The sequence below is a fragment of the Aliirhizobium wenxiniae genome (assembly GCF_019511445.1).
Classification (GTDB): domain Bacteria; phylum Pseudomonadota; class Alphaproteobacteria; order Rhizobiales; family Rhizobiaceae; genus Neorhizobium; species Neorhizobium wenxiniae_A.
This window is the reverse complement of the sequence record NZ_JAEUAN010000004.1, coordinates 258,278-275,738: the sequence shown is the minus strand read 5'-3', so window position 1 is coordinate 275,738 and position 17,461 is coordinate 258,278. Positions and strand designations below refer to the sequence as shown.

The window sequence follows — 17,461 nt, the reverse complement described above, 5'->3', positions numbered from 1 at the left end:
CTGGTCGATCGGTTAGTGTGAACAAAAAAGGAGAACCGGGACGGTGTTTGGACGCGTGATGGTAGCAATCGGCGGCTTGATCGTCGTGGTGCTTTTTGCCGCGCTGCTTGCGCCGTTTTTCCTCAACTGGTCCAGCTTTCGTGTCGAGTTCGAAGAGCAGGCGAGCCGCATGCTCGGCAAGAAGGTTTCGGTGCATGGTGATGTCGACGCCCGAATACTGCCGTTTCCGTCGATCACCATGCATGATGTTCGCGTCGGTCAGGATGTCGATGGAAAACCGCAGGCACAGATCGCCCGCTTTTCCATGGATATGGAGCTTGCGCCGTTTCTTTCCGGTGAAGCCCGGATTTTCGACATGCGTATCGAGGATCCGACAGTGCATGTCCGGGTCCTGAAGGACGGCACGCTCGACTGGATGCGCGGAAGCAGGCCGGCTATCCCCACCCGTGTCGTGGTGATCGAGGACGTTCATATCAGCAATGCGGCGGTCGCCGTCATTGATGAGCAGTCCGGGCGGTCCCGGAATATCACAGGGTTGACGGCTGAAATGTCGGCCGCGTCGCTTGCCGGTCCGTGGCGTGGCGATGGCAATGCTGTTCTGGACGGAGAGGAAGCCCGGTTCAGTCTTGTTACCGGTGCCGTCGACGTCCAGACAAAACGACTGCCGCTCAGGCTGCGGCTCTGGCCGGAGGAAGAACCTCTCGAAGTCAATCTCGACGGCGAACTGGCTCTGGCTGACAACGTGCCGACCTATAGCGGCAGCTTCACCGCGAATGTTTTGCAGGAAGAGGATGAAACGGAGCCGGTCACGCCGCCGCCGCCCGGGCCGCGTGTAAAAGGCGGTTTCGAAATCACCAATGACCGGATACGCGTCGCCGAATACCGGCTCGAGGTGGGCGCGCTCAACGAGCCTTATGTCGTGACCGGAGAGGCGACACTCGATACCGGCAGCAAGCCCGAATTCCTGCTGACTGCCGAAGGGCAGCAGATCGATGTGAACAAGCTCGGCCAGCAGGGAATGCGTGGCAAGACGGGTCGCGACGCGGCCGCTTCCGCGCAGCGCCGGCTGCAGGCTTTCGTGGATATGGCGGCCTCCATACCCATTCCGCAGGTTCCCGGCCGGGCCAGCCTCAAACTGCCCGCTGTCATTCTCAACGATACCACGATCCGCGATATCCAGCTCGACGTGCGCCCGGCGGATGGGGGATGGACGGTAGATCGTGCCATCGCGACCCTTCCGGGACGTACGCGGACGGAAGCAAAAGGCGTACTGGTTCTGGAAGGCAGCCCTTCATTCAAGGGCGACATGCTTTTTGCCTCAACTCAGCCGTCCGGACTGGCAGACTGGCTTTCCGGTCGTGTCGATCCTGCGATCCGGCAGCTTCGCACGGCCGGTTTTTCGGCAAAGGTTGACCTGACGACCGATATCCAGCGTTTCGACGATCTGGAACTTGCGATCGGGCCGGCGACGCTTAAAGGAAGCATGGAACGGCAGTCTCAGGGCACCCGTTCGTCTCGACTATCCGTCGATCTTGCGGGCGATGAAATCGATCTCGATGCGATGAGGGCGCTTGCCTCGCTGGTAACCGGTGAGGACGCCGGCCATAGCGTGCTGGACCATCGGCTGGATGCAAAGCTCAAGGCAGAGAAGTTTGTCGTGTCGGGTGTGGTCGCGGAGAATGTCGATACCGCCTTCACCATGGCGCGCGGTGTCCTGTCTCTTGGCCATCTTTCTGTCGGCGACATCGCCGGTGCGAAGCTCTCAGCTCAAGGGCAAGTGCAGGGCTCTCTGCTCGACTATCGCGGAAATGCGAAGGTTCATTTCCAGTCTTCGGATCCGACGGCATTCATGGCCATGCTGAAGCAGCAATTGCCTGCTCATCCGGTTCTCGATCGGCTGAGCGCCAATGCTTCTTTCTATTCCGACGCGGATTTGACCGCAGATCTCAGTATCGGTGAGCAGACAGATGGAGCATCGGTGAAGATTGCCGGGATCAGCAATGGCAGTAAGATCGAGGCCGATATCGAGCTGCCGACGCTGTTTAATCTGACAGGTGGAGACGCCATGACGATTGCGGCGTCGCTGGATAATCCCAGATCGGAAATTCTGCTCGGCCAGGCGGGGCTCGCTATTTTGCCCTTCGGCGGTGACGGGCAGGGCAGGCTGACACTCAATGTCCAGAAGTCTTCCGATCAACCCGCCCGCACGATGCTTGCTTTCACCACGGATCGGACGTCGCTTGCCGCCAGCGGCGATATTTCGCTGATGGCCGATGATTTCGCCGAAGGGCGAGGGCATGTCGAAGTGACGAGCCAGGACATCGAGCCCTATCTGCTTTTGAACGGTATCGGAATTCCGCAGTTCGGCGGCGGCTTGCCGATCGATCTCCAGGCTGATTTCGCGCTGACCGACACCTCGATCGATATTACGTCGCTGCGCGGGAATGCGGATGGTAACGTTGTTGAAGGCAGGCTTTCGGTCGATCGTGGCTCTCCCAAGCTGAAGGCCGATGGTGCGCTTTCTGTTGATACGCTGGATCTTGCCTGGCTTGGCGAAGCCGTCTTTGGTCCCGTGACTAATCCCGAAAATGGCGAGCTGCTGGCTGATCCGTTCTCGCTGCCTGTTTTCGGTGACAGCGAAGTTTCGCTGGACTTGAAGGCCAGGAATTTCCATGCGGGCGAGATCGGGAGCATAGCGAAATTCTCGACCAAGCTCATGCATCGGGGAGGCGGCATTTCTCTCGACGACGCTTCCGGCGAATGGCAGGGCGGAAAAATTGCAGGGAAAATGCTGATCTCGAATGGGAACGGCACCGGTATCCTGCAGACGAAACTGCATGTCGAAAATGCCGATCTGTCCTCCCTCATCTGGCGGAATGGCGATCGCCCGATTGCCCTCGGAAAGGTCAGCCTGGATGCATCGGCGGAAGCAAGTGGCGGCAATATGCGCGATCTCGCAGCCGCTCTCAGCGGATCGGGAGAGATTCAGCTTTCGGGCCTGACGGTTCACGGTATCAATCCCGACCTGCTCAAGCGCATGATGGCGTCAGCGGATGCCACTAAGGGAGAGTTGAAGGAAGCCAATGTCAGCAGGCAGGTAGCCGCGCTCGTGCATCAGGGCGATTTGGCTCTCGGGCAGGTGAATGTCCCATTCTCCATAAGTGGCGGCGAAATGCGCATTCAAGAGATCAGGCTTTCGTCTGCTGGTTTGAGCTTGGCGGCCGAAGGCAGTGCCGGTGTTTTCGAACACGATATGAACGCCTCGATCGCGCTGACCTATGATGCTGGTGATGAGGCTGTCGCCGGGGGAGATCCCACGGTTCGCCTGGTCTATTCGGCCGATCGGACTGAGCCGAGAAAACGGATCGATGTCGCCGCGCTTACGAATTTCCTGTCGATGCGCGCCTATGAACAGGAGCGGCGTCGCGTGGAAATGCTGCAATCCAGCGTGCTTGAAAAGCAGCGTCTGCGCCGCGAGGTCTCACTCTACAATTTCAATGCGACGGAGCGTGCGGCGGAAAAAGCCCGCGCCGAGGCCGAAGAATTGCAGCGTCAGGCGATGGTCGAAGCGGCGAGAGCTGCGGAAGAGGAGCGGAAGCGCAAGGCAAACGAACTTCAGCTCAGCGTGCCGCCGACCAATGAAAACCTGCAACCAGGCAATCAGGCTATCAGACCTTTTGGTGAGGGAAATCTGCCGAGCATCAGCCAGTAGAAACTAAGCGCGTGCTTTCGCTATATGCTCCACATCGCCCGGCATGTCGTTGCCGGTTTCGGGAGTGGTCCCCTTCAGATACCGCAGGACGTAAAGGCGCAGTGAGGAGGAAAGGTTGCCGAGACCGCCGCGCTGGTCGTCGATTTCGGTGATGAGGCCTGCGAGGCTCATGCCTCGTTCCTTGGCGATCGCCTTCAACTCGCACCAGAATTCATCCTCAAGGGAAAAACTCGTTCGGTGCCCGTGCAGGGTCGCGGAATGCTTGTGAATCAAGAGTGGCTCCGTGATCGTCATGACCAGAGGCCCCTATAAATTTGGCAGAACGGTGCGCGTCAAGCGACCCAAATAGGCACAGCTAACAGGCTCTTAATGTCCACTTAGTCTGGCTCTTTTCGGGGCTTTTCCAGCTTTCCCTGATTTAGAGCTGTCTCAGCTTTTTCATTGATCGCGCTCGTCAGCGACTTCTCAGCCTTGGTGCGGCCATGGCTGAGGCGGTTCTGTTCCGCACTCTTTTCTTTTTCCGAGCGCGCCTTGGCCTTCTTGAACTGCCGGAGATTGACGACGTCACCCATGGAACGGTCCTCCGCCGATCTGGCGCCTACTGTTTCTTTCTGAAGGAATCGAGCGATACGACCGACCCCTCCTTCTTTTCTTCACCCGTGTCCTTCGCGGGTTCGGAGGGTTTTGCAACGGCCTCGACCGGGATCGCTGTGATTTCCGCGGAGGATTCTTCTTCCTCGGTCAGCGGAACCTCGAATTCCAGTTCGAAATTCACGGAAGGGTCATAGAAGCCGCGAATGGCGTTGAAGGGAATGACCAGCCGTTCGGGCGTATCCGAGAAGGACAAGCCGATCTCGAACTGGGTATCGGTAATCTTCAGATCCCAGAACTGGTGCTGCACGACGATCGTCATCTGCTCGTTGTACTTCGCCTTCAGGTGCTGCGAGATGCGCACACCGGGAGCACCCGTCAGGAAGGTGATGAAGAAATGGTGGTCGCCGGGCAGGCGGCCCGTGGCCGCAACCTCTGTCAGAACCTTGCGAATGACGCCACGCAACGCATCCTGTGCCAGAATATCGTAACGGATATGATCCTGAGCCATGCGGTCCTGTCTTTCCCTTTTAACGTCTTTTAGTAAGACGCGTTATGCCATGCCATTTCAACGGGTGGAAGTGCCGATCCGTCGAGTCAGTTCTATGATTGTATTCCATGAGAAAGGGAAGGTGAAGGCTTCTGTTGCCAGGTGCCTTCGGACCCCGCCTTACGGGGCTAACCGTAAGGACTTAGAGCGGAATTCCCGCACCGCCATTAGGCAGCGAGAGCGTATTCCTTAGCGTTGTTGTCATTTGCAACTACACTTGTGACCCGATAACGGCGGTATCATGCCGAGCAAAAGTTCGATCTTTACGCCCTTGTCGATCCTATTTCGCCCCCATCATAAAGTGGCCGTCAGAGGCCAATTTGTGGTGGAGGCGCCGGGTACCGCCCCCGGGTCCAATAGGTTTATTACACCGACCGTTTATCGCCATATCCGGACCGAAGTCCGGCACCGCTGATATAGGTGTTTGTGAGCCCATTGAAAAGGGGGCTTGTCATATTGGTGTGACGATCGTGAAAAGCCGGGAAAAGCCGCAATGCGTCACCGGGAGGTGATTGGTGTCCGGTCGGCATGCTATTATGTAAGTCCGAAATTCAGGAATCGGCGGTAGCACCCATGAAACAGTATCTCGACCTTCTCCGGCATGTCATGGAAACCGGCAGCGACCGTGGTGATCGCACCGGCACCGGCACGCGTTCCGTTTTCGGATATCAGATGCGTTTCGATCTGTCGGAGGGCTTTCCGGTGCTGACGACGAAGAAACTGCACCTGAAGTCGATCATCCACGAACTTCTCTGGTTCCTGCAGGGCGACACCAATATTGCCTATCTGAAGGAAAACGGCGTCCGTATCTGGGACGAGTGGGCCGACGAGAACGGCGATCTCGGTCCGGTCTATGGCTATCAGTGGCGCTCCTGGCCAAAGCCGGATGGCGGCCATGTGGACCAGATCGCGCAGCTGATCGAGGGGTTGAAGACCAATCCCAATTCCCGCCGTCATATCGTTTCCGCCTGGAACCCCGCGCAGGTGGATGACATGGCGCTGCCGCCGTGCCACTGCCTGTTTCAGTTCTACGTCGCTGACGGAAAGCTGTCCTGCCAGCTTTATCAGCGTTCTGCAGATATTTTTCTCGGCGTGCCCTTCAATATCGCGTCCTACGCGCTGCTGACCATGATGGTGGCTCAGGTGGTGGGGCTGAAGCCGGGCGAATTCGTCCACACATTCGGTGACGCGCATATCTACGCCAATCATATGGAACAGGCGCGGCTGCAGATGACGCGCGATCCCAAGCCTTTGCCAACGATGAAGATCAATCCAGAGGTCAGGGATATATTCGGCTTCACGTTCGAGGATTTCGAACTGGAGAACTATGTCGCTGACGCGCATATCAAGGCGGCGGTGGCAGTCTGATGGCGCGGGTTCCGCTTGCCATAGTTGTTGCCGTTTCCCGCAACGGTGTGATTGGCCGGGATGGCGATATGCCATGGAAGCTTTCGACCGATCTCAAGCGCTTCAAGGCCATGACATTGGGCAAACCGATGATCGTCGGCCGCAAGACGCTCGATTCCTATGGCGGCAAGCCGTTGCCAGGCCGCCCCCATGTGGTGGTGACGCGAGATATGACGCGGCAAATCGAGGGCGTACAGATCGCTGGATCGTTGCATGAGGCGATCGACAAGGCTCGGGCGATTGCACTGGATATTGGTGCCGACGAAATCGGTATCCTCGGAGGAGGTCAAATCTACCGGCAGGCGATCGATGTCGCGGATGTGCTCTACATCACTCATGTCGAAGCCGACATTCCGGACGGCGACACGGTCTTTCCGGATATCGATTCCGAGATCTTCGAAAAAGTGTCCGAGGAAGCGGTTCCGGCCGGTGAGAAAGACAATTATCCTACCCGCTTTGCCATTTACCGCCGAAAAATTGCGGCAAACTGAAACATTTCGTTACCGTTGACTTGGAAGTTATTGAAGTCGCGTTGAAAGCTGGGCTTCTGATACCTATAACGGGCGGGAACCCTCGCTGCTCTTCGAAGAGTTGCGGCGCGAGGGAAGGGAGACACTTACAAAGAGGTTTTGATGCCCTGGAGCAATCAGAATGGCGGCGGCGGCCCATGGGGCGGCGGCGGCGGTGGCGGCAACAATCAAGGTCCATGGGGACAGGGACCAAACCGTCCGCGCGGTAACGGCGGCGGTGGCAATGGTGGCCCGCCCGATATCGAGGACATCATAAGGCGCAGTCAGGATCGGCTGAAGGGTATCGTACCCGGCGGCTTCAATGCTGGTGCGATGATTATCTTGCTGCTCGTCGTTGCAGCTTTCCTGGTCTTCCAGTCGATTTATACGGTGCAGCCGGATGAACGCGGCGTGGAACTCCGGTTCGGCAAGCCCAAGGAAGAAGTTTCCATGCCGGGCCTGCATTATCATTTCTGGCCGCTGGAAACCGTTGAGATCGTCAAGGTTACCGAGCAGCAGCAGAATATCGGCGCTCCTCGCGGATCAAATTCGAATGTCGGCTGGATGCTGACCGGCGACCAGAACATCGTCAATGTTCAGTTCTCTGTTCTGTTCACCGTCACCGATCCGAAGGCGTATCTGTTCAACCTCGAAACGCCGGCAGCAACGCTGCAGCAGGTGGCTGAAAGCGCCATGCGCGAAGTTGTCGGACGTCGCCCGGCGCAAGACATCTTCCGCGATAACCGCGAAGAGATCTCGACCGAGGTTCGCAACATCATCCAGGGCACGATGGATACCTATGGTTCTGGTATCGCAATCAACGCCGTGCCGATCGAAGATGCGGCACCGCCGCGTGAAGTGGCCGACGCGTTCGAAGAAGTGCAGCGCGCCGAGCAGGACGAAGACCGTTTCGTCGAAGAAGCCAACCAGTATGCCAACCAGAAGCTTGGTCAGGCCCGCGGTCAGGCGGCTCAGGTTCGGGAAGAGGCTGCGGCCTACAAGGATCGTGTCGTCAACGAGGCACAGGGTGAAGCCCAGCGCTTCGTCTCCATCTACAACGAATATGCGAATGCGCCGGACGTAACCCGCCGCCGTATCTTCCTTGAGACCATGGAAGCGGTCCTGAAGTCGTCCAACAAGATCATCATGGATGGTCAGCAGCAGGGCGCAGTTCCATATCTTCCGCTCAACGAGATGCTCCGCAATCCGGCCACGCAGCAGGGAGGCAGCCGATGAATTCCAACCGACTGCCAGCCATTCTCGTCGGCCTCGCCGTTATCCTTTTCCTCGTCTACTCGTCGGTATTCGTGGTCAATGAGCGCGAACAGGCCATCGTCGTCCGCTTCGGTGAAATCCAGGACGTGAAGCAGGAACCGGGGCTCTATTTCAAGCTGCCGTTCGCCTTCATGGATGCCGATCGCGTTCAATATGTCGAAGACCGCTCCTTGCGCTTCGATCTGGACAATATCCGTGTTCAGGTTCGTGGCGGTGCGTTCTATGAAGTCGATGCTTTCGTGGTCTATGCGATCTCGGATCCGCGTCGCTTCCGCGAAACGGTCTCGGGTGACCGGGAATCGGCAGAGTCCCGTCTCAGCACGCGTCTCGACGCTGCCTTGCGCCGGGTCTACGGTCTGCGCAATTTCAGCGCGGCGCTTTCTGACGAACGCGTCTCGATGATGCAGGAAGTTCGGGCTGACCTGAACAGTGCGGCCGAAAGCCTTGGTCTCACGATCCGCGACGTTCGTATTCGCCGTACCGACCTGACGCAGGAAGTCTCGCAGCAGACCTTCCAGCGCATGCGCGCAGAACGTCTGGCCGAGGCCGAATTGATCCGCGCTCGCGGTAACGAAGCCGGCCAGCGTCGCCGTGCTATCGCCGATCGTCAGGTTGTCGAGTTCGTTTCGGAAGCGCAGAGGGATTCGGAAATCCTTCGCGGTGAGGGCGATGCCGAGCGTAACCGGATCTTCGCGGAAGCGTTCCAGCGCGATCCGAGCTTCTTCGAGTTCTATCGCTCGATGCGGGCCTATGTTTCGGCTCTCGGTGACAGCAACACGACCATGGTGCTTTCGCCGGACTCGGACTTCTTCAAGTTCTTTGAAACACCGAATGGGGTAAGCGCCCCAAGGGCAGGAGCTGCGGCTCCGGCTCCGGCAAACTGAACCAACACAGAAGGGGCGGCATTTGCCGCCCCTTCTGCTTTTTGTGTGCAGCATTTGCGTGCCTCACGAAAAGGTAATTTCCCGCAAAGCCAATCCAACCTATTCTTTGCCGAAACTCTGCCCGATTCAGCCGTTCCTATGGGCGGTTCGACCAAGCCTCTGTTGGGGCATGAAGCAGACAAGTCAAAAAATGCGAGGAGGCCAGATGGCTGAGCAGGTTCTATCGTCCTGGAAGCGCTTTGCCGCAGGAGGCATGGCGCTGGCTGTCGCGGCCGCGCCGATGCCAGGCTGGGCGCAGACGCAGCCCAATGTCCAGACCCAGGCTCCGTCCGCGCCGTCGCAGCAACGGCCGAGCGCACCGGGCGGAATGCTGCCTGCGCCGGCTCCGCCATCGACCTCCTTCAATCCGCCGCCTTCTCCACCCGCGAATATGACGCCTGCCGGACCGGCATCGATTGCCGATCTTTCCGAAGGCCTGCTCGATGCAGTGGTCAATATTTCCACCTCGCAGAGTGTGAAGAGCACAGGCAACGGCCCGCAGCCGCCGCAAATCCAGGAAGGATCGCCTTTCCAGGAATTTTTCGACGACTTTTTCGATGGTGAGGGCGGGCAGCAGGGCAATAAAAAGGTTTCCTCGCTTGGCTCCGGTTTCGTCATCGACCCGGCCGGATATGTGGTGACGAACAACCACGTCATCGAAGGCGCCGACGATATCGAAGTCGTGTTCCCGAATGGCTCAAAGCTGAAGGCGACCTTGATCGGCACAGATACCAAGACCGATCTTTCCGTGCTGAAGGTCGAACCCAAGGCGCCGTTGAAGGCGGTTCCATTCGGAAATTCGCATCGTATGCGGATCGGCGACTGGGTCATGGCGATCGGCAACCCGTTCGGGCTTGGCGGATCGGTGACGCTCGGGATCATTTCCGCGCGCGGCCGCAATATCAACGCCGGTCCTTACGACAACTTCATCCAGACGGATGCGGCCATCAACAAGGGTAATTCCGGCGGCCCGCTGTTCAACATGCGCGGCGAAGTCATCGGCATCAACACCGCAATCATCTCGCCTTCGGGCGGTTCGATCGGCATCGGTTTCGCCGTGCCGACGGAGATTGCCGAGAATGTCGTGCGCCAGCTTATCGAGTTCGGTGAGACAAGGCGTGGATGGCTCGGTGTGCGCATCCAGCCGGTCACCGATGAAGTCTCCGAAAGCCTGGGGCTTGACCGGGCGAGAGGCGCACTCGTTTCGGGCATCATCAATGACGGGCCGATCAAGAATGGCGAGATCAAGGCCGGCGATGTGATCGTCAGCTTCGATGGCGAGCCGATCAACGAGATGCGGGATCTGCCGCGCATCGTTGCCGAAAGCCCGGTCGGAAAGGAAGTCGATGTCGTCATTCTTCGCGACGGCAAGGAACAGACGGTCAAGGTGACGCCGGGCCGGCTTGAAGACAGCGTCCAGTCGGCAGAGGACGACAGCGAGGATCCGCAGGCTGAAGGTTCGCCGGAAGCAGACGACGGCAGTGATCAGAGCGCTGAGCAAAGCAAGGAGCCGGTGCAGGCCTATGGCATGACGATCGCCGTACTCGACGAAGAGCGCCGCAAGAGTTTTGAAATCGCGGAAAGCGTCGAAGGCGTGGTGGTGACCGAGGTCGCAGCAGGGTCGCTTGCCGCCGAAAAGGGCGTGAAGCCGGGCGAGGTTATCGTCGAGGTGGCGCAGGATTTCGTCGAGCAGCCGAGCGACGTCACCAGTCGCATGGATGCACTCAAGGCGGAAGGGCGCAGGAACGCTCACATCATGATTGCCGACAAGGCCGGCAACCTGCGTTTCGTTGCGATCCCTCTCGACTGATCAGGTCAGGCAGGCCGATTGGCCTGCCATTCATCTCGCGAGACGGTATAGACGACATGCCGTTTCAGATGTGGGTGGGTGTCGGGAACGCGTGGGTGGTTGAAATCCCGATCCTGTTCTCTCCGCATGCCAAGCCGTTGCATTACATTGGTCGAACGTTGGTTGGCCGCCACCGCGAAGGAGACCACTTCATCAATATCCGGGCGGGAGAATGCCTTGTCCAAAAGTGCTCCCGCCGCTTCGTTGATATAGCCGTTTCCCCAAAAACGGGTCGCCAGACGCCAACCGATCTCGATTGCCTCGTTCGGAAATATGCCGGGTAAGTTCGGATGGGAGAGGCCGCAAAACCCGATGGGTTCATCGGTGTCCTTGAGGACCACAGCGTAAAATCCCAGCCCGTCGCTGGTCATCATCCCATTCAGTTTGCCAAGGAAGGCGTCGGCTTCCTCATGGCTTCGCCGGAAGGGAAAAAATTCCATCACCTTGGGGTCGGCATTGATTTCGCGAAAGAGGTCGCGGTCGCTTTGCAGCCATGTGCCAAGGATCAGGCGTGGCGTCTCGGCGATCGTGACCCGTTCCATCATTCGCTGACGAAGTCGCTTTTCCGATAGCCCTGGATATAAAGCAGGGCGGTCAGGTCGGCATGATCGATGCGCATCTTTGCCTGTTCCGCCACCGTCGGTTTGGCATGGAGGGCAACGCCCGAGCCGGCGATCCCCAGCATCCCGAGATCGTTGGCGCCATCGCCAACCGCGATCACGTCGTCCGCCGTAATGCTGAGCTTGGTCGAGATCTCTTCCAGCGCATCGACCTTCGCCTGCTTGCCGAGGATCGGTTCGGCAACCTCACCGGTCAGAATGCCGTCCTTTTCGATCAGGATGTTGGCGCGGTTTTCGTCAAAGCCGAGCATGGCGGCGATCCGGCTGGTGAAGACGGTGAAGCCGCCGGAGACGAGGGCAGCGTAATGTCCCTTCGATTTCATCGTGGCGATCAGTTCGCGGCCGCCGGAGGTCAGCGTGATGCGTTTTGCAATCACGTCGTCGACGACCGTGATCGGAAGTCCCTTGAGCAGGGCGACGCGTTCACGCAAGGCAGGCTCGAAGGCGATCTCGCCGTTCATGGCGCGGGCGGTGATCGTCGCCACCTTGTCCTTCAGGCCGACGACATCTGCGAGTTCGTCGATGCATTCCTGACCGATCATGGTGGAATCCATATCGGCGATCAGAAACTGCTTGCGTCGCGTTTCCGCCTGCTGGACGACGACATCGATCGGCGCACCTGCTATCAGCGTGCGAAGTCTGGATTCTACGGTTGCAATCTCTTCATCGTCATGAAGGGCAATGTCGCAGGCAATGCCATCGGCAAGCCAGTAGAGGCCCGATGATTTGACGACTTCGGCTGCCTGCTCTGCGAAGGCGGATGTCAGAACCGGATTTGACGGATGGGCAATGAGCGTGGCAACGAAAGCCATATGGAAAACCTTGTGCAAGACATCGACGCGATCCTGATAACCGGGCCGACGGCCAGCGGCAAGTCGGCACTGGCCGTGCGGCTGGCTCAAGCGCGAAATGGTGTTGTCATCAACACGGACAGCATGCAGGTCTATGACACGCTGCGCCTGCTGACAGCGCGGCCATCGGACGACGAGATGGAGGGGATACCACATCATCTTTACGGTCATGTGGCTGCGACGAAAGCTTATTCGACGGGAGAGTGGCTGAGGGATGTCGGTTCGCTGCTCACTGAGATTCGCGCCCGCGGCCAGATGCCGGTCTTTGTCGGTGGCACAGGCCTCTATTTCAAGGCGCTGACCGGCGGGCTTTCCGACATGCCGGAAATCCCGCAGGAAATCCGCTGCGAGGTTCGGTTGAGGCTGAAGCAGGAAGGTCCCGAACCGCTTCACGCCGAGTTGGCGCAGAAGGATGCAGCGGTCGCCGAGACCCTGGAGGTGCGGGACGGACAGAGGATTGTTCGTGCGCTGGAAGTGCTTCAAGCGACCGGCCGCTCGATTCTGGCGTTTCAGGGCAAGCAGGGGCCGATGATCATTGATCCGGTAAGGGCGCAGAAATTCGTCGTTCTGCCCGAGAGGTCCATTCTTCATGATCGCATCAACCGGCGCTTCGAGAAGATGCTCGATCACGGGGCGGTCGATGAGGTCCAGGCACTGCTCAAGCAGCAGCCATCCGCCGATCTGCCGGTGATGAAGGCGATCGGGGTTCGCGAGATCGCCGAGATGCTGGATGGAATAATGTCGCGAGACGAAGTGATCGAGCGCAGTTCCGCTCTGACTCGTCAGTATGCAAAACGGCAGATGACCTGGTTCCGCAATCAGATGGACGACAGCTGGAACCGCATTGACGGCTCGCCTGCTTCCGTTCAGTCCTTGTCGTAAAGGCTGGTCAGCGGCTTCTTCAGCAGGCTTTCACGGAACGAGCCTTCCCGCTTCACGAACGGGTTGGGTCTGGCAACCGGTTCTGAAGGGGCTGCGGGACGTTCACGCCACGCGGCTCTGTTCTCCGGTGGAGGAGCAGGCTCAGTTCTGATCTGCCTGGGCAGCATGTCCGGGCGATAGGGTTCGGCAGACGGATTTGGTTTTGTTTCCGCTAGGCCAGTAGGCCCGATTTCCCGTTTCCAGCGATCAAGCTCGGCATCGCTTGCCGGAGGAAAGTCGCCATTGCTGCCCGGGATGAAAGGTGCTGCAGGCATTGCGCCGGCAGCTTCGGCGGCGAGATAGCTTTGCTGGAAGGTGCCGATATCCGGTCCGCCGCTGATCGAGCGCATGCGCGACACGATGGTGCGTAGATCAACAGTATCCGGCGTTTCTTCCTGATTTTTATCGACGATACCATGGGCTTTGGGCAGGTGACGGGCATCGACATGGCTGAATTGCATTCGCATCGGTACCGCGATCGCTTCGCCGAATGCAATTGCTTCGCCATTGCCGATCGAAGACAGGAAGCTGGTGGTCGATATCGACGAATTCGGGATCGCCGAACGGATGATCTCCTGGTCGCGATCATTTGCCAGGCGCATGGCAAACAGCGTCGAGCACTGCGAGAGAATCGTCTGGTCAAGCTCGCCAGGGCGTTGGGTGATGACGCCAAGCGAGACGCCGTATTTCCGGCCTTCTTTGGCAATTCGGGCAATTGCCTGACGGGTCGGGATGAAGCCGAGGCTAGGGTCGGCCGGGACGTAACGGTGCGCCTCTTCACAAACCACCAGCATATGGATTGCGCCATTGCTCCATAGGGCGATTTCAAAGGCCATCCGGCACAGGATAGAAGCGACCGAATTTACGACTTCCGAGGGGATGCCAGCAAGCTGGAATGTCGAAATCGGGCGGTCGTCTCCCGGAATGCGGAAAATATGCGCGATGGTCTCCATGATCGTATCGTGGATCGTGTTGTTGGAGAACATGAAGTGATAGCGCGGGTCGTTGATGGCAGAGACGATGCGCATCTTCAACGACCGGAGAAACGGTTTGTCGGTGCGACCTTCGAGACGACCTATGCGATCATCGATCAGGGCGAGCAGGTCGGCCATGCGATAGGGAACCGGCGTGTCGGCCGTGACCGAGCTTTTTTCTGCGGTTCGCTTCGTCAGGCTGGAATCGCTGCCGCGGAATGCTCGCTTGGCTTCCGGGATGAGGTCGCGCAGCATGTCCATTTCTTCAGGTACCGCAGGGCGTCCGCGGAACACGACCTCGGCAAACTCTTCGAGCCGCATCAGCCAGAAGGGCAGGTCCAGAGTGTCAGTATCGATCGTTACCGAATGTTCGGGAAAGGCGGCGGCAAATTCGTTATGCGGATCAAGGATCAGGACCCTGAGCTTCGGATCGGCCTCGATGGCCTTGTGCAGAAGCAGCGATACGGCTGTGGACTTGCCGACGCCGGTGGAGCCGACTACGGCAAAATGTTTGGACAGCATTGTCGGCACATGGATCGATGCATCAATGCTTTCGTCCTGTGTCAGCTTTCCGATGACGCATGTCTCGCTTTTGCCGGGGTCGTAGATCTTTACGAGATCCGCCGCGCGTATCCGGTGCGCCACAGCGCCGAGATAGGGATATCTCGATATGCCTCTGGAGAACTGTTCACGTCCATCCGGGTCGACACGGACCTCGCCTAAAAGTTCGGCTTCGATCTGGAATTTTGTGTCTTCGTTTTCGGACCAGTCACGCACACCGGTCTGCATAGAATAGGCCAATGCCACGACGCGGTTCTTGCCGACGTCAATGGAAATGAGCCGGCCGACGGACCATAATTCGGTGAGTTCGGTTTCCCCGCGCTCTGCAACTGCTGCGATGGTCGCGTGAGCGCCGTTGCATGAAACGACACGCCCGAGAAAGCGGTTTCCCGGCTTCATAGGGTCTCGACGATCGTGCTCTCCATTTGCGGGAGGGCGATGAGTGTCGTCATTTAACAAAACAGGGCCCCTGTCATTGGGGTAAAAAGATCAGTGTCCGTCTGGCGTACTGAAAATGCAAATTATGGCGTGCGGCTTAACAACTGGTGTAGGTTCTGCCGATGAAGCTGTCAGGCGAACCTGAAAATAGGACTTGGGCGGTTTTTTTGGCCAAACGCCGCGTTGACGAATGTGCATTATGCGGCTAACACTCAGCCCCATGAAAAATTCGATCGCTCTTATTGTGGTGGGAACGCGCATGGGCAGGATGGTGTAACCATCCGGCGATAGCCACCCATGCGCGGCAAGACAGGCTCCTCAAAGGGGCCTTTTTTTATGCCTTGTTTTCGGTCGAACATCTCACTTCAAAGGACCGGACACAAAATCTCCAGCAGCAATCCCGGCCATTGCAGATATAAAAGGCCAGACATCAGGAGGACAGGACATGACGGACACGGCGGATAACGGCAACCGGATGACAGGTGCCGAAATCGTGCTTCGCGCCTTGAAGGACAATGGCGTCGAGCATCTCTTTGGTTACCCGGGCGGCGCCGTGCTTCCGATCTATGACGAGATTTTTCAGCAGGATGATATCCAGCACATTCTCGTCCGTCATGAACAGGGCGCCGGCCATGCGGCTGAAGGTTATGCCCGTTCCACCGGCAAGGTCGGCGTCATGCTGGTCACGTCCGGCCCCGGCGCCACCAATGCGGTCACGCCGCTGCAGGACGCGCTGATGGACAGCATTCCGCTGGTTTGCCTGACCGGACAGGTGCCGACCACGCTGATCGGCTCCGATGCGTTTCAGGAAGCCGATACGGTCGGTATTACACGCCCCTGCACCAAGCATAACTGGCTGGTAAAGCACGTCGATGATCTCGCAGGGATCATTCATGAAGCCTTCCGTATCGCCCAGACCGGCCGTCCCGGCCCGGTTGTCGTCGATATCCCGAAGGACGTACAGTTCGCCACCGGCACCTATGTTCCGCCTTCGGAAACGCTCGCAGCCAAGAGCTATAAGCCGAAGGTAAACGGTGATCTGAAGGCCATCCAGGCGGCTGTTGAGCTGATGGCGACAGCCCGTCGTCCAATCCTCTATACCGGCGGTGGCGTCATCAATGCCGGCCCGGAAGCCTCCAAGCTGCTGCGCGAACTGGTGGAGTTGACCAATTTTCCGATCACTTCGACCCTGATGGGCTTGGGCGCTTATCCGGCATCGGGCAAGAACTGGCTCGGAATGCTTGGCATGCACGGTTCCTACGAAGCCAATATGGCCATGCATGACTGTGATGTCATGGTCTGCATCGGTGCCCGTTTCGATGACCGTATCACCGGCCGCCTGAATGCGTTTTCACCGAATTCGCGCAAGGTTCATATCGATATCGACCCGTCTTCGATCAACAAGAATGTCCGCGTCGATATTCCGATCATCGGCGATGTCGGTCATGTTCTGGAAGACATGGTTCGCCTGTGGCGCGCATTGCCGAAGAAGCCGGAAAAGACGCAGGCTGCCGAATGGTGGTCGTCGATCGAAACCTGGCGAGCAAGAAAGTCGTTCTCCTACAAGAATTCGAACGACGTCATCATGCCCCAATATGCTTTGGAGCGTCTTGCTGCGGCGACAAAGGGGCGGGACACGTTCATCACCACCGAAGTCGGCCAGCACCAGATGTGGGCAGCACAATTCTTCGGCTTCGAGGAACCGAACCACTGGATGACCTCGGGTGGTCTCGGGACGATGGGCTACGGCCTGCCGGCAGCGCTCGGCGTACAGGTTGCGCATCCGGATGCGCTGGTCATCGACATTGCCGGTGACGCATCGATCCAGATGTGCATTCAGGAAATGTCCTGCGCCATCCAGCATAACCTGCCGGTCAAGATCTTCATCCTCAACAACCAGTACATGGGCATGGTGCGCCAGTGGCAGCAGTTGCTGCATGGCAACCGCCTGTCCAATTCCTATACCGAAGCGATGCCGGATTTCGTCAAGCTGGCGGAAGCCTATGGCGCGGTCGGCATGTATTGTGACGATCCGAAGGAGCTCGACGACAAGATCGCCGAGATGATCGCCGTGAAGGCGCCGGTGATCTTCGATTGCCGCGTCGCCAATCTCGCCAACTGCTTCCCGATGATCCCGTCGGGCAAGGCGCATAACGAGATGCTGTTGCCGGACGAGGCTTCCGACGAAGCCGTCGCGACCGCGATCGATGCAAAGGGCCGCCAGCTCGTCTAAGGCGAGCCGGCATTCCTGACGAAACTCCAAGGAAAATGGACCCAAGA

The 17,461-nt window shown here is 58.4% G+C and carries 14 protein-coding genes and 1 other RNA gene; 8 read left to right on the top strand and 7 right to left on the bottom strand.

The window, feature by feature from the left end; translation table 11 throughout:
* Positions 1–43: 43 nt before the first annotated feature.
* Positions 44–3,712, top strand: a complete 3,669-nt coding sequence (locus tag JNB91_RS07235) for an AsmA family protein (protein WP_220324841.1) — start codon at positions 44–46, stop codon at positions 3,710–3,712.
* Between the two features lie 3 nt (positions 3,713–3,715).
* On the opposite strand, the gene JNB91_RS07230 is transcribed toward JNB91_RS07235, so the two are convergent.
* From JNB91_RS07230 to ssrA, 4 genes are all read right to left on the bottom strand, one after another.
* Positions 3,716–4,006: a ribbon-helix-helix domain-containing protein gene (locus JNB91_RS07230; RefSeq protein ID WP_220324840.1), complete on the bottom strand. Its 291-nt coding sequence runs from the start codon at positions 4,004–4,006 to the stop codon at positions 3,716–3,718.
* Between the two features lie 83 nt (positions 4,007–4,089).
* Positions 4,090–4,284 carry a DUF4169 family protein gene (locus JNB91_RS07225; RefSeq protein WP_220324839.1) on the bottom strand — a complete coding sequence of 65 codons (195 nt, stop codon included), beginning with the start codon at positions 4,282–4,284 and terminating at the stop codon, positions 4,090–4,092.
* A gap of 26 nt (positions 4,285–4,310) precedes the next feature.
* Positions 4,311–4,814, bottom strand: coding sequence for an SspB family protein (locus JNB91_RS07220; RefSeq protein WP_220324838.1), 504 nt, complete (start codon positions 4,812–4,814; stop codon positions 4,311–4,313).
* A 120-nt stretch (positions 4,815–4,934) separates the two neighbouring features.
* Positions 4,935–5,299: a transfer-messenger RNA gene (gene ssrA / locus JNB91_RS07215) on the bottom strand.
* A 127-nt stretch (positions 5,300–5,426) separates the two neighbouring features.
* On the opposite strand from ssrA, the gene JNB91_RS07210 reads away from it, so the two are divergent.
* The 5 genes from JNB91_RS07210 (at position 5,427) to JNB91_RS07190 (ending at position 10,777) form a co-directional block, all read left to right on the top strand.
* A complete protein-coding gene (locus JNB91_RS07210) occupies positions 5,427–6,221 on the top strand; it encodes a thymidylate synthase (RefSeq protein WP_220324837.1) in 795 nt (264 codons plus the stop codon).
* Entirely contained in the window at positions 6,221–6,751 is a 531-nt protein-coding gene (locus JNB91_RS07205; RefSeq protein ID WP_220324836.1) for a dihydrofolate reductase, read from the top strand. Before JNB91_RS07210 ends, JNB91_RS07205 begins: the two co-directional genes overlap by 1 nt.
* Positions 6,752–6,892: 141 nt before the next feature.
* The gene (hflK, locus tag JNB91_RS07200; RefSeq protein WP_220324835.1) at positions 6,893–8,005 is read left to right on the top strand and encodes an FtsH protease activity modulator HflK; all 1,113 of its coding nucleotides are present in this window, start codon (positions 6,893–6,895) and stop codon (positions 8,003–8,005) included.
* Positions 8,002–8,928: a protease modulator HflC gene (gene hflC / locus JNB91_RS07195; protein WP_220324834.1), complete on the top strand. Its 927-nt coding sequence runs from the start codon at positions 8,002–8,004 to the stop codon at positions 8,926–8,928. Before hflK ends, hflC begins: the two co-directional genes overlap by 4 nt.
* Positions 8,929–9,133: 205 nt before the next feature.
* Positions 9,134–10,777 carry a Do family serine endopeptidase gene (locus tag JNB91_RS07190; RefSeq protein ID WP_220324833.1) on the top strand — a complete coding sequence of 548 codons (1,644 nt, stop codon included), beginning with the start codon at positions 9,134–9,136 and terminating at the stop codon, positions 10,775–10,777.
* Between the two features lie 5 nt (positions 10,778–10,782).
* Here the strand turns inward: JNB91_RS07190 and JNB91_RS07185 are convergent, their stop codons facing one another.
* Both JNB91_RS07185 and serB read right to left on the bottom strand, forming a co-directional pair.
* A complete protein-coding gene (locus JNB91_RS07185; protein WP_223218082.1) occupies positions 10,783–11,361 on the bottom strand; it encodes a GNAT family N-acetyltransferase in 579 nt (192 codons plus the stop codon).
* Positions 11,358–12,248 carry a phosphoserine phosphatase SerB gene (serB, locus tag JNB91_RS07180; protein ID WP_220324832.1) on the bottom strand — a complete coding sequence of 297 codons (891 nt, stop codon included), beginning with the start codon at positions 12,246–12,248 and terminating at the stop codon, positions 11,358–11,360. The genes JNB91_RS07185 and serB overlap by 4 nt, the downstream gene beginning before the upstream one ends.
* Between serB and miaA the strand changes: the two genes are divergently transcribed.
* Positions 12,249–13,169 (top strand): tRNA (adenosine(37)-N6)-dimethylallyltransferase MiaA, encoded by a 921-nt coding sequence (gene miaA, locus JNB91_RS07175; protein WP_220324831.1) that lies wholly within the window; start codon positions 12,249–12,251, stop codon positions 13,167–13,169. It abuts the gene before it with no gap.
* Here miaA and JNB91_RS07170 read toward each other — a convergent pair.
* The gene (locus JNB91_RS07170) at positions 13,154–15,202 is read right to left on the bottom strand and encodes an ATP-binding protein (RefSeq protein ID WP_223218081.1); all 2,049 of its coding nucleotides are present in this window, start codon (positions 15,200–15,202) and stop codon (positions 13,154–13,156) included. The two genes, miaA and JNB91_RS07170, sit on opposite strands and share 16 nt — an antisense overlap.
* A 424-nt stretch (positions 15,203–15,626) precedes the next feature.
* Between JNB91_RS07170 and JNB91_RS07165 the strand changes: the two genes are divergently transcribed.
* Positions 15,627–17,414, top strand: a complete 1,788-nt coding sequence (locus tag JNB91_RS07165) for an acetolactate synthase 3 large subunit (protein WP_220324829.1) — start codon at positions 15,627–15,629, stop codon at positions 17,412–17,414.
* Positions 17,415–17,461: the final 47 nt, after the last annotated feature.